The organism is Dactylosporangium sp. NPDC005555, from assembly GCF_040605635.1.
Lineage (GTDB): Bacteria > Actinomycetota > Actinomycetes > Mycobacteriales > Micromonosporaceae > Dactylosporangium.
This window is the reverse complement of record NZ_JBEXDG010000011.1, coordinates 56,286-70,198: the sequence shown is the minus strand read 5'-3', so window position 1 is coordinate 70,198 and position 13,913 is coordinate 56,286. Positions and strand designations below refer to the sequence as shown.

The 13,913-nt window shown below is 70.2% G+C and carries 13 protein-coding genes; 6 read left to right on the top strand and 7 right to left on the bottom strand.

Annotated elements, in window-relative coordinates; translation table 11 throughout:
* Window positions 1–33: 33 nt before the first annotated feature.
* Both ABZS58_RS15090 and radA read left to right on the top strand, forming a co-directional pair.
* A complete protein-coding gene (locus tag ABZS58_RS15090; protein WP_354781594.1) occupies window positions 34–735 on the top strand; it encodes a hypothetical protein in 702 nt (233 codons plus the stop codon).
* 31 nt (window positions 736–766) lie between these two features.
* Complete coding sequence (gene radA, locus ABZS58_RS15085) at window positions 767–2,176, top strand: DNA repair protein RadA (RefSeq protein WP_354781592.1); 1,410 nt, start codon at window positions 767–769, stop codon at window positions 2,174–2,176.
* 833 nt (window positions 2,177–3,009) lie between these two features.
* On the opposite strand, the gene ABZS58_RS15080 is transcribed toward radA, so the two are convergent.
* On the bottom strand, window positions 3,010–3,594 hold the full coding sequence (locus tag ABZS58_RS15080) for a hypothetical protein (RefSeq protein WP_354781590.1): 585 nt from the start codon (window positions 3,592–3,594) through the stop codon (window positions 3,010–3,012).
* A 127-nt stretch (window positions 3,595–3,721) separates the two neighbouring features.
* Here ABZS58_RS15080 and disA point away from each other — a divergent pair, with 127 nt between their 5' ends.
* Window positions 3,722–4,840, top strand: coding sequence for a DNA integrity scanning diadenylate cyclase DisA (gene disA / locus ABZS58_RS15075; protein ID WP_354781588.1), 1,119 nt, complete (start codon window positions 3,722–3,724; stop codon window positions 4,838–4,840).
* A gap of 7 nt (window positions 4,841–4,847) precedes the next feature.
* Here the strand turns inward: disA and ABZS58_RS15070 are convergent, their stop codons facing one another.
* The 3 genes from ABZS58_RS15070 to ABZS58_RS15060 are packed head-to-tail and all read right to left on the bottom strand — an operon-like array spanning window position 4,848 to window position 6,574.
* Entirely contained in the window at window positions 4,848–5,501 is a 654-nt protein-coding gene (locus ABZS58_RS15070; protein WP_354781586.1) for an adhesin, read from the bottom strand.
* A gap of 60 nt (window positions 5,502–5,561) precedes the next feature.
* Window positions 5,562–6,065 carry a peptide deformylase gene (locus ABZS58_RS15065; protein WP_354781584.1) on the bottom strand — a complete coding sequence of 168 codons (504 nt, stop codon included), beginning with the start codon at window positions 6,063–6,065 and terminating at the stop codon, window positions 5,562–5,564.
* The gene (locus ABZS58_RS15060) at window positions 6,062–6,574 is read right to left on the bottom strand and encodes an ACT domain-containing protein (protein ID WP_354781582.1); all 513 of its coding nucleotides are present in this window, start codon (window positions 6,572–6,574) and stop codon (window positions 6,062–6,064) included. Before ABZS58_RS15060 ends, ABZS58_RS15065 begins: the two co-directional genes overlap by 4 nt.
* 113 nt (window positions 6,575–6,687) lie before the next feature.
* On the opposite strand from ABZS58_RS15060, the gene ABZS58_RS15055 reads away from it, so the two are divergent.
* Window positions 6,688–7,464 carry an A/G-specific adenine glycosylase gene (locus ABZS58_RS15055; RefSeq protein ID WP_354781580.1) on the top strand — a complete coding sequence of 259 codons (777 nt, stop codon included), beginning with the start codon at window positions 6,688–6,690 and terminating at the stop codon, window positions 7,462–7,464.
* Between the two features lie 84 nt (window positions 7,465–7,548).
* Window positions 7,549–8,448, top strand: coding sequence for a polysaccharide deacetylase family protein (locus ABZS58_RS15050; RefSeq protein WP_354781578.1), 900 nt, complete (start codon window positions 7,549–7,551; stop codon window positions 8,446–8,448).
* On the opposite strand, the gene ABZS58_RS15045 is transcribed toward ABZS58_RS15050, so the two are convergent.
* Window positions 8,436–9,047, bottom strand: a complete 612-nt coding sequence (locus tag ABZS58_RS15045) for a hypothetical protein (RefSeq protein WP_354781576.1) — start codon at window positions 9,045–9,047, stop codon at window positions 8,436–8,438. The two genes, ABZS58_RS15050 and ABZS58_RS15045, sit on opposite strands and share 13 nt — an antisense overlap.
* Before the next feature lie 103 nt (window positions 9,048–9,150).
* On the opposite strand from ABZS58_RS15045, the gene ABZS58_RS15040 reads away from it, so the two are divergent.
* A complete protein-coding gene (locus ABZS58_RS15040; RefSeq protein ID WP_354781574.1) occupies window positions 9,151–9,336 on the top strand; it encodes a hypothetical protein in 186 nt (61 codons plus the stop codon).
* A gap of 1,208 nt (window positions 9,337–10,544) precedes the next feature.
* On the opposite strand, the gene ABZS58_RS15035 is transcribed toward ABZS58_RS15040, so the two are convergent.
* Window positions 10,545–13,082: an ATP-dependent Clp protease ATP-binding subunit gene (locus ABZS58_RS15035; RefSeq protein ID WP_354781572.1), complete on the bottom strand. Its 2,538-nt coding sequence runs from the start codon at window positions 13,080–13,082 to the stop codon at window positions 10,545–10,547.
* 398 nt (window positions 13,083–13,480) lie between these two features.
* Window positions 13,481–13,837 (bottom strand): Lsr2 family protein, encoded by a 357-nt coding sequence (locus tag ABZS58_RS15030; RefSeq protein WP_354781570.1) that lies wholly within the window; start codon window positions 13,835–13,837, stop codon window positions 13,481–13,483.
* Window positions 13,838–13,913: the final 76 nt, after the last annotated feature.

The window sequence follows — 13,913 nt, the reverse complement described above, 5'->3', positions numbered from 1 at the left end:
AGACGGCCGCCCGATCCAGATGGAGGACCCAAGGTGACGCGTACGATTCCGGCTGCCCGCCGCCGCTCGGGGCTGGGCGCCGCGCTGCTGGCCTCCGCCGCGCTCGGCGTCGGCCTGCTCTCCGGGTGCAGCGCCGGTCAGATCACCCAGACCGACACCCAGGTCGCCGCGGTGCCTGGCGTCAGCGCGCAGAGCGCCGACGGCCTGATCGCGCTGCGCGAGGGTGTTGTGGCGTATGCGAACGAGTACAAGGCCGGCAGCGTCGTGCCGATCGAGGTGCGGCTGTTCAACAACGCGAAGCAGTCGGTCAAGCTGACCGGGGTGACCGCCGGGTCCGCCGGCAGCGTGGTCCTGGTGGGCGGGCCTTCGGCCGCTCCTTCGGTTGCTGCTACCTCTGCCGCTGCGTCGCGTTCCCCGTCCGGCTCTCCGTCAGGCTCTCCGGCTGCTACCAAGTCGCCCGCCCCGGCGCCTACCGCGGTCGGCGCCTCTGCGATCGGTGTGGCGATCCCGGTCGGTGGGTTCGTGTCGCTGAGCGAGAGCACGAAGACCTACCTCGCCGTCGAGAAGCTCACGGGCGAGACCCTGCGGGCCGGTTCGGCGCTGGCGGACGTGATCTTCACCTTCACGTATGCGGACGGCAGCACCACCACGATCACCATTCCCGAGCTGCCGATGACGGTCCCGCTGAGCCCGCTGCCGAAGCCGAGCTCGGTCGTGGGGCACGAGGCTGAGTAGTTTTGTCGTACCCCTGGGCTAGTTTTCGGGGGTGACGAAGAGCAAGAGCGCTGCCTATCAGTGCGACGTGTGCGGGGCCCGTCCGGCCAAATGGATGGGGCGGTGCCCCGAGTGCGGTGAGTGGGGCTCGATCATCGAGTCCTCCCCATTGGCCGCGCTCGGCCCGGCCGCCCTGCGCGCCGTCCCGAGCCGCGCTCCGCTGGAGCCGGCCCGGCCCATCGCCGAGATCAGCGCCAAGCCCGCCCAGGCCCGCCCGACCGGCGTGGCCGAGTTCGACCGCGTCCTCGGCGGCGGCATCGTCCCCGGCGCCGTGGTCCTGCTGGCCGGCGAGCCCGGCGTCGGCAAGTCCACCCTTCTGCTCGACGTCGCCCAGCAGTGGGCGAAGCACGGCGACACCCCGTCCCTCGTGATCAGCGGCGAGGAGTCGGTGAGCCAGGTCCGCCTCCGCGCCGAGCGCATCGGGGCCCTGCACGAGCGGCTGTATCTCGCGGCCGAGAGCGACCTGTCCGCGGTCCTCGGCCACCTCGACGCCGTCAAGCCCGGCCTGCTCATCCTCGACTCGGTGCAGACCATCTCCGCCCCCGGCACCGACGGCGTGGCCGGCGGCGTCACCCAGGTCCGCGCCGTCACCGCCGCCCTGGTCGCCATCGCCAAGGACCGCGGCCTCGCCACCGTCCTCGTCGGCCACGTCACCAAGGACGGCAATGTCGCCGGACCCCGCGTCCTGGAGCACCTCGTCGACGTCGTGCTCAACTTCGAGGGCGACAAGCACTCCTCGCTGCGCATGGTCCGCGGCCTGAAAAACCGCTTCGGCGCCGCCGACGAGGTCGGCTGCTTCGAGATGCACGAGGGCGGCATCACCAGCCTCCCCGACCCGAGCGGCCTCTTCCTCACCCGCTATGCCGACGCCGTCTCCGGCACCTGCGTCTCCGTCGCCATGGAGGGCCGCCGCGCCCTCGTCGCCGAGGTCCAGACCCTGATCGGCGCCCAGACCCCGGGCTCACCCCGCCGCACCGTCTCCGGCCTCGACTCCGCCCGCCTAGCCATGATCATCGCTGTCCTCCAGCAGCGCGCCCAGATCCAGCTCCACGACCGCGAGGTCTATGCCGCCACCGTCGGCGGCCTCCGCGTCACCGAGCCCGCCGTCGACCTCGCCCTGGCCCTCGCCGCCGCCTCCGCCGCCCACGACCTCCCCATGCCCCCAGACCTCGTCGTCGTGGGTGAGGTCGGCCTGACCGGCGAGGTCCGCCGCGTCGGTGCCGTCCCCCGCCGCCTGGCCGAGGCCGCCCGCCTCGGCTTCCGCTTCGCCCTCGTCCCTCCGGGCTGCGGCCCCGCCGCCACCGGCGTCACCCCTCCAGGCATGCGCGTCCTGGAGGTCGGCGACGTCCGCACCGCCCTGCACTACGCGGTCAAGGCGTCCAGCGAAGCCGACCCCCGCTAGGTTTCCGTCCCGCCGATCACGGCTCTCGGGAAACCGCCCGTCGCCGGTCGCGCCGCTCGACCGGGTCGGGGTGCTTCGACATGACTGCCGACGCGGCGCGGCGGATTTCCGATCCGCACGAGTGTCTGCGCCGGTCGCAGCCGCCTTCGATGCGATTGCGGGAGCGCGGCCCGGAGGCCGGGCTAAGGTCTGCGGCTACGGCTACGGCCACGGCCACGGCCACGGCCACGGTCTGCGGCGCCGGTCTGCGGCTACGGTTTGCGGCGCCGGTCGAGTTTCGGTGGCCTGCCTGCCCCAGGTCCGGCCGCGCCGCTCCCGGTCGGCGATCCCGTCATCCGGCACGGTCGAGATCCAGCCACTCACCCCGGGTCCGGCCGCGCCACTTCAGCAACGCCGTCGCGGTGGCGTTCACGGCGATCGGCAGCGGCCGGTCGGCGGTCGTGTCCACGTTGGTGGTGTGCGAGTGGCGCCGTCCTCGCGCCCCGAATTCGTCATACGGTCGAGCCCCGCCGGTCCGAAGATCACCGCCCGAACCGTGGTACTCCTCGGTCCAGCCATCGACACTGACCTATTTCCCATGATCCGGAAGACTTTGTGTCGTCATAGAGCCTGTTGCGTTTTGGCGGAAAACTGTCTCGTCGACGGTCGTCGCGACCCTCGACGGCTACCGATCGGCCGCGACCGGCTCGCACAGCCGTGTTTTTCTCAGCACGGAACGTGAGACGGCCATTTCGCAACAGGCTCCATAGCGGCACAAACTCTTCCGGATCATCAAGAACCACACCGAAGCCGCTCCCGGGTGACGGGCGTACGCGATCAGCCGGCGGGGAGGGTCAGTGGGAGGTCAGGTGGTTGGCGATCAGGACCTGGTCAGGGGCGAAGGCGGCCAGCGCCGCGAGTTGTCCGTCGGGGCCGCCGGCGAAATCGCGGAGGCGGACGGCGACGTCGAAGCCGCGGGCCCGCTTCGACGGGGTCTTCGACAGTTCGCGGACGACGTTCTGGTCGAGCCAGGCAGGGTTGGTGCCGGTGCGGTCCAGGCCTGCCCTGAGCCTGACCAGTAGGTACCGCTCGCCACCCACCTCCATCAGAGTCACCTGCGCGACGCGGGACCAGGGCAGGACCAGGGTGCGGATCCAGCCGGGACGGACGGTGAGGGCGAAGTGGTTGGCGCCGACCCGGGGGCGGCGGGCGACGGCGAGGACGAACGGCGTGGCGCCCACGGCCGCCAGGAGCAGCGTCCACATCGCAAGGTCGGCGAGGGGGTTCGAGGCGCCGGAGGGGAGCACGGCGGGTTCGTCGGCGAAGAGGCCGCGGACCAGGCCGGTGGCGAGGGCGGCGGAGAGGATGTACCAGCCGAGCGTGACCAGCGAGCGGGACGGGAAACTGCGCCGCCATTCGATCCGCTCCGGACCGGCCACCGGTGGGACCTCACAGACTGCGGGCAGACATCAATTACGATCCATCGACTGATGGCGTCCGCCCACTCTACGGGCTGGGTCGATACCGCACCAGCACCTGATGTCCGACCATCCGTAGACTGTGCGGGTGCCGATCGACCGCGAGCCCAGCAGAGGCGCCGGCCTCAACGGGGGCTGGGTCGCCGCAGACCCGCTGCGCGCGACGCTCGCCCTGATGGCGCCTGGGACGGTGCTGCGTGACGGGCTGGAGCGCATTTTGAGGGGGCGCACCGGCGCCCTGATCGTGCTCGGCCACGACAAAGTGGTCGAGCAGATGTGCACCGGCGGTTTCCCGCTGGACGTCGAGTTCTCCGCGACCCGGCTGCGTGAGCTGTGCAAGATGGACGGTGCTGTCGTCCTGTCGAGTGACGGCACGAGAATTGTCCGGGCCGCCGTGCACCTCATGCCGGACCCGACGATCCCCTCGGAGGAGTCGGGGACGCGGCACCGGACGGCGGAGCGGGTCGCCAAGCAGGCCGGGTTCCCGGTCATCTCGGTGAGCCAGTCGATGCGGATCATCGGCCTGTATGTGAATGGCCAGCGGCACGTGCTGGACGACTCGGCCGCGATCCTGTCCAAGGCGAATCAGGCGTTGGCGACGCTGGAGCGGTACAAGCTGCGACTCGACGAAGTGAGCGGGACGCTTTCGGCGTTGGAGATCGAGGATCTCGTCACGGTCCGTGACGCGGTGGCGGTGGTGCAGCGGCTGGAGATGGTGCGGCGCATCGCGGACGAGATCGCCGGTTATGTGGTGGAGCTCGGCACTGACGGACGGTTGCTGGCGCTGCAGCTCGAGGAGCTGATGGCCGGGGTCGAGGCGGATCGCACGCTGGTGATCCGCGACTACCTGCCGTCGGGGCGGCGCACCCGTTCGTCGGACGACGCCCTCGAAGAGCTGAACGCGTTGACGGCGACGGAGCTGATCGACCTGGTCGCGGTCGCGAAGTCGCTCGGATATCCGGGGGCGAGCGACGCGCTGGACGCCGCGGTGTCGCCGCGCGGGTTCCGGTTGCTGGCCAAGGTGCCGCGGCTGCCTTCGCTGGTCGTCGACCGGCTGGTCGAGCACTTCGGCAGCCTGCAGCGGCTGCTCGGCGCGACCGTGGAGGACCTGCAGGCGGTCGACGGTGTCGGCGACGCAAGGGCGCGCGGCGTGCGGGAAGGATTGAGCCGCCTCGCGGAGGCGTCGATCCTGGAGCGGTACGTCTAGGAAGAAGCTAGGACAGCTGCACCTGAACAGGTGCGCTGAGCTTCGTGTCGAGGCGGCCGACCAGCTCATACTTGCCGGCCGGCGGGACCTCACGGTTGACGCAGCCGTCCTTGGTGGTCTTGCCGTTCCACGTGGTGGAGAACGAGACCTCGATCCCCGGCTTCAGCGTCGTCGGCTGGCTGCCCTTCGGCGCGTCACAGTGGTCCGAGGACCACATCTTGATGGCGCCGACCTGCAGGTACAACTCCTGGAAATCGGCGCCGAGGTCGCGCGTGCAGTCGCGGGCCGAGGTGTTCTTGATCTTCAGGAAGAACTTGAGATACGCCCCGCGGAACTGCAGCGTCTGCTCGGGCTGCGCGACCAGCGACAGGTCGCCGTCGGCGCAGACGGGCACGGTGGAGGCGACGGCCGGGGCCGACGAGGACGCCGTCGCGCTGGTGACGGGGTCGCCGGTGGTCGGCGTCTGCACCGTCGGGTCAGCTGAGGCAGGAGCCGAAGCGGGCGCGGAGGACGGACGCTGCGCCGAGGTGGGCGTACGCTTCGGGTCCGGCCCGGAACACTGCACCCAGAGCATGAGCACCACGATGAGCAGCGCCCCGCCGATGATGGCGCGACGCCGCCAGTAAACGCCAGCGGGAAGCGGGCCAACCGTCAGCTTCATGATGCACTCACCGTATCGAGGGAACGGATGGCGGGCGGGGCGGCGCGCCGTGTAGACCGCTCAGAGATAGACCTTGCGGGCGTAAACGGCGTGCGCGCCGGCAACACGATCAAGGAACAGTAACCCAGCGCAATGGTCGATCTCGTGCTGTAAAGCCCTCGCCTCGAACGCGTCGGTAGTGATCTCGATCTCTTCGCCGGTGCCGGGAAGCTGGCCGGCGACGACGAGCCGGCTGGCGCGCTTCACGTCGCCGGTGAGGTCGGGCACCGACATGCAGCCCTCGCGGCCCTTCTGCCACTGCGACGCCTCGACGACCCGTGCGTTGCACAGCACCAGCGTGCCGTGCACGGTGCGGGCCTTCGGGTGGCCGGTGACGTCGACCGCGAACACCTGCGCCCCGACGCCGACCTGCGGCGCGGCGAGCCCGACGCAGCCGGGCGACACCCGCATCGTGTCGACGAGGTCGGCCGCGAGCTGGACGATGTCCTCGGCACGCGGGTCCACGGTCACGCCGGCCGCGCCCAGCACCGCCGCAGGGGCCTGGACGACCTGCAGGACCGTCACATCAGGTCCGCTTCGCCGGCCCGCAGCGTGGCCTCGACCCCGAGCTCGCCGGCGACCCGGTCGATCGCGGCGGCGAGGTCGTCCATCGCCCCGGGCGCGTCGACCTCCGCCACGACGACATAGAGGTTGCCGGCCAGCCTGGTCGTCAGATCGGTGATGTTGCCACCGGCTGCTGCGACGGTACGGCTGAGCGCCGCGACGATCCCGAGCCGGTCAGCGCCGTGGACGGTCAGTACATAATGCGCGCCGACAACCGGGTCGACCAGGTCCTCGCCCACTTCGCGGACGGTGACCAGGAGCGTGCGGTCGGCGGTCAGCAGCGTGAGGGCCGACTCGACCTCCGCGGCGGACACGGGACCGGCGCAGACCAGCGTCATCGCGAAGTGCCCACGCAGCCGGGTCATGGTCGAGTCGGTGAGGTTGAGGCCAAGCCCGGCGAGGATCTCCGCGACGTCGGCGATGATGCCGGGACGGTCGTGGCCGATGACGGTGACGGCGTACTCGTTCACCTGGCTTATCCTTCCTTATCGTCTCCCACGCCCTTTCACAGACCGTCACCCGTTGGTATGACGCCAACGCCCGTGACCTCCCTTGGCGGCAACCCGACGCGACACCGTGGGGTGTGCTGGTCAGCGAGGTCATGCTCCAGCAGACCCAGGTGTCCAGAGTGGACCCCGCCTGGCGGCGCTGGATGGAGCGCTGGCCGACGCCCGCCCACCTGGCCGCGGACCCGCCCGGCGAGGCCATCCGCGCATGGGACCGGCTCGGCTATCCGCGGCGCGCCCTGCGGCTGCACGCGTGCGCGACCGCGATCGTGGAGCAGCATGCGGGTGTCGTACCGGACGACGTCGACGCCCTGCTCGCGCTGCCGGGCATCGGCATGTACACGGCGCGTGCGGTGGCCGCGTTCGCGTTCCGGCAGCGCCACCCCGTCGTGGACACCAACGTCCGCCGGGTCGTGGCCAGGATCGTCGACGGCGTGGCGGGCGGCGGCGCCGCGACCACCCCTGCGGACCTGCGGGCGGTCGAGGTCCTGCTGCCCGAGGACCACGAGGCGGCGGCGAAGGCCTCGGTCGCGTTCATGGAGCTCGGCGCGGTCATCTGCACCGCCCGCGCGCCACGCTGCGAGGAGTGCCCGATGCGTGGCGTCTGCGCCTGGCACATCGCCGGGGCGCCACCGTCCACCGGACCGGCCCGGCGCACCCAGCGGTACCACGGGACTGACCGCCACGTGCGCGGCCTTCTCCTCGCCGTGCTGCGCGCCAGCGACGACCCGGTGCCCGCGGCTCGCCTCGACCTGGTCTGGGACGACGAGGTCCAGCGCGACCGGGCGCTGCGCGGGCTGCTCGAGGACGGCCTCGTCAGGGAACGCGCCGGGACGTTCACGCTGCCGGGGTGAGCCCGAGGGTTGCAGCCGGTTCATCTAGTTTTTCCCACACTTTTCGGGCCTCCTTTCACGCCTGTCCGTAGATAGGCTCGCGACGTGCTCATCCCTCACACCAGGGCACGCCGGGCTGTTGCCGCGCTGCTCGCCGCCGCGACGCTCGCGGGCTGCGGTGCCCCTCGTAACGCCGACCACCCTCAGTGGACGGCGCCGCCGGCTGCGGCCGCCAGCGCGTCCGCTTCGTCGGCGGGCTCGTCGTCGCCGGTCGCGTCGACCTCGGCTCCGGCCTCGGCTTCGTCTTCCGCATCCGCCAAGCCCTCGAAGTCCCAGACCACCGCGGCCGCCCCGCCCGGCGTGAGCTACGGCGACCGGCTGCCGAAGTTCGACCGCGCGCCGACGGCCGACAAGGTCCACCTGCCGGAGGGCGCGTCCACGGCGTACTACTCCCGCATCCCGACCGATCAGGCCGTCGCGTTCATCACCATCGACGACGGCCAGGTGAAGCGCCCCGAGGCCCTCGACCTCATCAAACAGGCCGGCGTCCCCGTCACCCTGTTCCTGATGATCAACGCCATCCGCAACGACCCGGACTACTTCAAACGCCTCCAGGACGCCGGCGCCGTCATCGAGGCGCACACGGTCACCCACCAGAGCCTGCGCGGCAAGCCCTACGCCGTCCAGCGCAAGGAGATCTGCGACTCCGCGGACAAGCTCGGCACCTGGTACGGCCGCCGCCCCGTCCTGTTCCGCCCGCCGTACGGCGAGAAGGACGACACCACGCTGAAAGCCGCCCACGACTGCGGCATGCACGCCAGTTTCTTCTGGAAGGAAACCGTCGACAAGGGCATCGTCCGCTACCAGGAGGGCAACACGGTCCAGCGCGGCGACATCATCCTGATGCATTTCCGCGACCGTTTCGTCGACGATTTCATCGCAGCCCTCCAGGCCATCAAAGCCGCCGGCCTCACCCCGGCCCTCCTTGAGGACTACATTCCCTGAAACCGATCCAGCAGCGCCTGCCGTTCACGCTCATCGAGCGGCAGCCGCTGCTGGACCATTTCCCGCAGCGGCTCCGGCACCGCATAGAATCCGCGCCGCCCGATGACCGGCAGCACGATCGGCGGCAGCCCGCCGAGGTCCTCGGTCAGGTCCAGCGCATCCGCCGTCGCCGCGTCGACCGCCGGCAGATGGGCGAGCCGCCTGACGAGCTCCCGCTCCTCGACGTGCAGCACGGTGATCAGCGCCCCGACCAGGTGCTCCCGCAGCTCCTCGTCGACCCGCGCCAACTGCCGCAGACTGCCCGCCCGGTCCGCTGGTGGCAACCGCGCCAGCCACGCCGCCGCCAGCCCGACCAACGCCGGCCATCCCCCGGTCAACAGATGCAGGTCAGGCGCCAGCCCGTCCGCCCCCGCCGCGTCAGCGAGCGCCGCGGCCAGCACCTGATACGTCTCATCCTCCGCAAACGCCAGGTCCCCCGCCCCGAGCCGATCGTCTGCGCTCACCGGCACCGCCTCCCGCCCGCTGAGCACCAACGGCACCACCCCGACAAGCTCGACCACCCGCCCCCACGCTTCCCCGAGCCGCTCGACCCCGTCCACGACAACCACAGTCCCGCCCGGCACCTCCCCGACCCCCGGCACCGGCGTCTCTCCCGCTCGGACGACGACCGCGCGACGCCGCTCAGCCCACTGCGCCAGCAGGATGCTCTTCCCGGCCCCACTCCCCGCCGCAACCACCACGACCGGCTTCCTCCTAGCCACCCGCCCAGCGCCGCCCGCCTCCACGCCGCCCGCCTCCACGCCGCCCGCCTCCACGCCGCTGGACGCCTCGCCGCTGGACGCCTCGCCGCTGGACGCCTCGCCGCTGGACGCTCTATCGCTCGGCTGACGAGCGGGACCGGCCGGAGCTGGACCGCCCGGAGCTGGACCGCCCGAAGGCACCGTCGACGGATCGACGGCGGGCTCCCCGAACGCCCGGTCCAGCCGCGCCAGCAGCCCGGCCCTGACGATCGGCCGCGGTGCGACCGGCCGACCGAAGCGAGCCGCCCCGAAATCCCGCCACCACCCAGTCACGCCAGGCAACGTAACCCGGCAGCCCGCTCAGAGGGCGCCCGACGTGTCGTCCCTCGCCGCCAACCCCACCCGACCGCGTGACCCGCCATCCCCGGTCCGTCGAATGCCGCCCGATCCCCACGAAATGCCCCGCGACCACCCGGTTTGATTCGACGGGACCCCTGGAAGCAGCAGACGCGCTGCCGGCAACGGCGCGCGAGTGGAAGGAACGCGCCACACGCACCGAGGAGCGCACTCAGCCATGAGAAATCCCCGGCACACCGAACCGATATGCGGGCACGGAAGCGGATTCACACCCGGCACGGCACGGAATCGCACGGCCCCGGCAAGGAGCCGGCAGCGAATGCCTCTCGACGAGAAACCAGGGCGGAAACGGAAGCTGACGCAGACCCGGAAGCGAAAAGTGCACGGCCGGACCGGCCGACAACGAATGGCCCACGGCGCCGAACCAGGCCCGGGAAGCCACTCAGGCCCAGAAGCCGAACCCAGCGGAAGCGAAACCGGCGCGGAAACGGAAACAGGCACGGAAGCGGACGCGGGAACAGAAGCGGGCACGGGCCGGAAACACACACGGCCCCGACCAACCAGCGTCGAAGCAGGGTGACTCACGGCGCCGGAGCAGGCCCGGAAGTGGCATGGCTCACGACGCCGGAGCAGGCCCGGAAGTGGTATGGCTCACGACGCCGGAGCAGGCCCGGAAGTGGTATGGCTCACGACGCCGGAGCAGGCCCAGAAGGCGGACGCAACCAAGCCGAAGACGGCGCAGAACAAGAAGCCGACGCGGAAAGCAGCAACACACGGCCCCGACCAGCCCAGCGCAGAAGCGATATCGCTCACAGCGCCGCAGTAGGCCTGGAGAAAACAACACGAGCCAAGGGAGCCGACGCAAGCCGTAAAGGTGGCACAGCCAGCGCAAGGCGGAGAAGTGGCACAAGGCAAAAGGCCGGCACAAAGGCAGAGAGGCCGGGAATGGGAGAGGCCCCCGGCCGGTGGGGTCGGGGGCCTCTCGTCGTGCTTGCCTGGCTAGGCTGCGGACTCCTCGGCGGAGCCGCCCTTGGTCAGCTCGGCGGGGACGCCGTCCGGGACGTCGCCCGGGCGGTCGGCGCCGCTGAAGACCAGCTTGGCCTTCTCGAACTGGGCGGGGTCGCCTTCGCAGTCGATGACGACGATCTGGCCCGGGCGGAGCTCGTTGAACAGGATGCGCTCGGAGAGTGCGTCCTCGATCTCGCGCTGGATCGTGCGGCGCAGCGGCCGGGCGCCCAGGACCGGGTCATAGCCCTTGTTGGACAGGAACTTCTTGGCGTTGTCGGTCAGCTCGAGGCCCATGTCCTTGTTGCGGAGCTGGCCTTCGATGCGGGCGATCATCAGGTCGACGATGCCCAGGATCTGGTCCTGCATGAGCTGGTGGAAGACGATCGTGTCGTCGATGCGGTTGAGGAACTCCGGGCGGAAGTGCTGCTTCAGCTCGTCGTTGACCTTGATCTTCATGCGCTCGTAGTTGGACTCGTTGTCCTCCGACGCCTGGAAGCCCAGGGACACGGCCTTGGCCACGTCGCGGGTGCCCAGGTTGGTGGTCAGGATGATCACCGTGTTCTTGAAGTCCACGATGCGGCCCTGACCGTCGGTGAGACGGCCGTCTTCCAGGATCTGCAGGAGCGTGTTGAAGACGTCCGGGTGGGCCTTCTCGATCTCGTCGAAGAGGACCACCGAGAACGGCCGCCGGCGGACCTTCTCGGTCAGCTGGCCACCCTCGTCGTAGCCCACGTATCCGGGGGGCGCACCGACGAGGCGGGACACCGTATACCGGTCGTGGAACTCCGACATGTCGAGCTGGATCAGCGCGTCCTCGGAGCCGAAGAGGAACTCGGCCAGCGCCTTGGACAGCTCCGTCTTCCCGACGCCGGACGGGCCGGCGAAGATGAACGAGCCGGACGGGCGCTTCGGGTCCTTCAGGCCGGCCCGGGTGCGCCGGATGGCCTTCGAGACCGCCTTGACCGCGTCGTCCTGGCCGACGAGGCGCTTGTGCAGCTCGTCCTCCATGCGCAGGAGCCGAGCGGTCTCCTCCTCGGTCAGCTTGTAGACCGGGATGCCGGTCCAGTTCGCCAGGACCTCGGCGATCTGCTCGTCGTCGACCTCGGACACGACGTCGAGGTCGCCGGCCTTCCACTCCTTCTCGCGCTGCGCCTTCTGACCGAGCAGCTGCTTCTCCTTGTCGCGCAGCTGCGCGGCACGCTCGAAGTCCTGTGCGTCGATCGCGGACTCCTTGTCGCGGCGCACCTGGGCGATGCGCTCGTCGAAGTCACGCAGGTCTGGCGGCGCGGTCATCCGGCGGATGCGCATCCGCGCCCCGGCCTCGTCGATCAGGTCGATCGCCTTGTCCGGCAGGAAGCGGTCGGAGATGTAGCGGTCGGCCAGCGTCGCGGCGGCGACCAGGGCGGCGTCGGTGATCGTCACCCGGTGGTGCGCCTCATAACGGTCGCGCAGGCCCTTGAGGATCTCGATGGTGTGCGCCAGTGACGGCTCACCCACCTGGATCGGCTGGAAGCGGCGCTCGAGCGCGGCGTCCTTCTCGAGGTGCTTGCGGTATTCGTCGAGGGTGGTCGCACCGATGGTCTGGAGCTCGCCACGGGCCAGCATCGGCTTGAGGATCGACGCGGCGTCGATCGCGCCCTCGGCGGCACCCGCACCCACGAGAGTGTGGATCTCGTCGATGAACAGGATGATGTCGCCGCGGGTGCGGATCTCCTTGAGGACCTTCTTCAGCCGCTCCTCGAAGTCACCGCGGTAGCGCGAGCCGGCGACGAGGGCACCGAGGTCGAGCGTGTAGAGCTGCTTGTCCTTGAGCGTCTCGGGCACCTCGCCCTTGATGATCCGCTGGGACAGGCCCTCGACCACGGCCGTCTTGCCGACACCTGGCTCGCCGATGAGCACCGGGTTGTTCTTGGTGCGGCGGGACAGGACCTGCATGACCCGCTCGATTTCCTTCTCGCGCCCGATGACCGGGTCGAGCTTGCCCTCGCGGGCGGCCTGGGTGAGATTACGACCGAACTGGTCGAGCACCAGGCTGGTCGACGGAGCGGCCTCGCCGGGGGCACCGGTGCCGGCGGCGGCCGGCTCCTTGCCCTGGTAGCCGGAGAGCAGCTGGATGACCTGCTGGCGGACCCGGTTGAGGTCGGCGCCGAGCTTCACGAGGACCTGGGCGGCGACGCCCTCACCCTCGCGGATCAGACCCAGCAGGATGTGCTCCGTGCCGATGTAGTTGTGCCCGAGCTGCAGCGCCTCGCGCAGGGACAGCTCCAGCACCTTTTTGGCGCGTGGCGTGAACGGGATGTGCCCGCTCGGCGCCTGCTGGCCCTGGCCGATGATCTCCTCGACCTGCTGGCGGACACCCTCCAGCGAGATGCCGAGGCTCTCAAGCGCCTTGGCCGCCACGCCCTCACCCTCGTGGATGAGGCCGAGCAGGATGTGCTCGGTGCCGATGTAGTTGTGGTTGAGCATCCGGGCTTCTTCCTGCGCCAGGACGACCACCCGTCGTGCTCGGTCGGTGAACCGCTCGAACATCCCTGCTCCTTCACGTGCCGTGTCCGTCGCCGCCGCCCCTGCCGCGGAACCCCCCTCGGGGGGTCGCCACGCCGAAGCTCTGTCGGACGCCAACGTGACCGTGCCATCACTCTATCGCCGTAGGCCGACACATTGCGGGTGTGCGCCATTGCCGCACCCCACCATCGGACCATGTCGGAGTCGTTGCGTGGTACTTGTCTACCCGCCGGGAACGCGTGTACCCGGTGCTTTTGCCCAACGCGGGCGTCCCCCGCCTTGTTCCGCAGGACACACGCGTACGCCGAGAGCGAAATCGACGCTGGATGCAAGTCACCCACCGTAGTTAGTCGGCTACGGTGGGTGGGCAACGCTGAAAGAACCCCAAAACGACCGCTCAGGCAGAAAACGGTCAGCGAGCGCTAACGGCCGGCCTCGGCGTTGAAGCGGTCCACGATTTCCTGCTTGATGCGACCCCGGTCGGAGACCTTGATGCCCTTGTTCTGGGCCCATTCTCGAATCGCCTTGTTCTGCTCGCGGTCCGCGGCTGCCCCGCCCCGCCCACGGGCGCTGGCGGCACGCCCTCCGACCACGACACCACCCCGGCCGACCTTCGTGGCCGCGCCGAGGAACGGCCCGAACGCGTCACGCAGCTTCGTCGCGTTCTTCTTCGAGAGATCGATCTCATACTGAACGCCGTCCAGCGCGAACTTCACGGTCTCGTCGGCGTCCCCGCCGTCGATGTCGTCGACCAGCACGTGGATGGTCCGCTTGGCCACTGTCGTATTCCCTTCGAGGAAGTCCGCCCCGCGTTGTGCGAATGCAAAGATATCGCAATCAGGGACTACCTCGTCA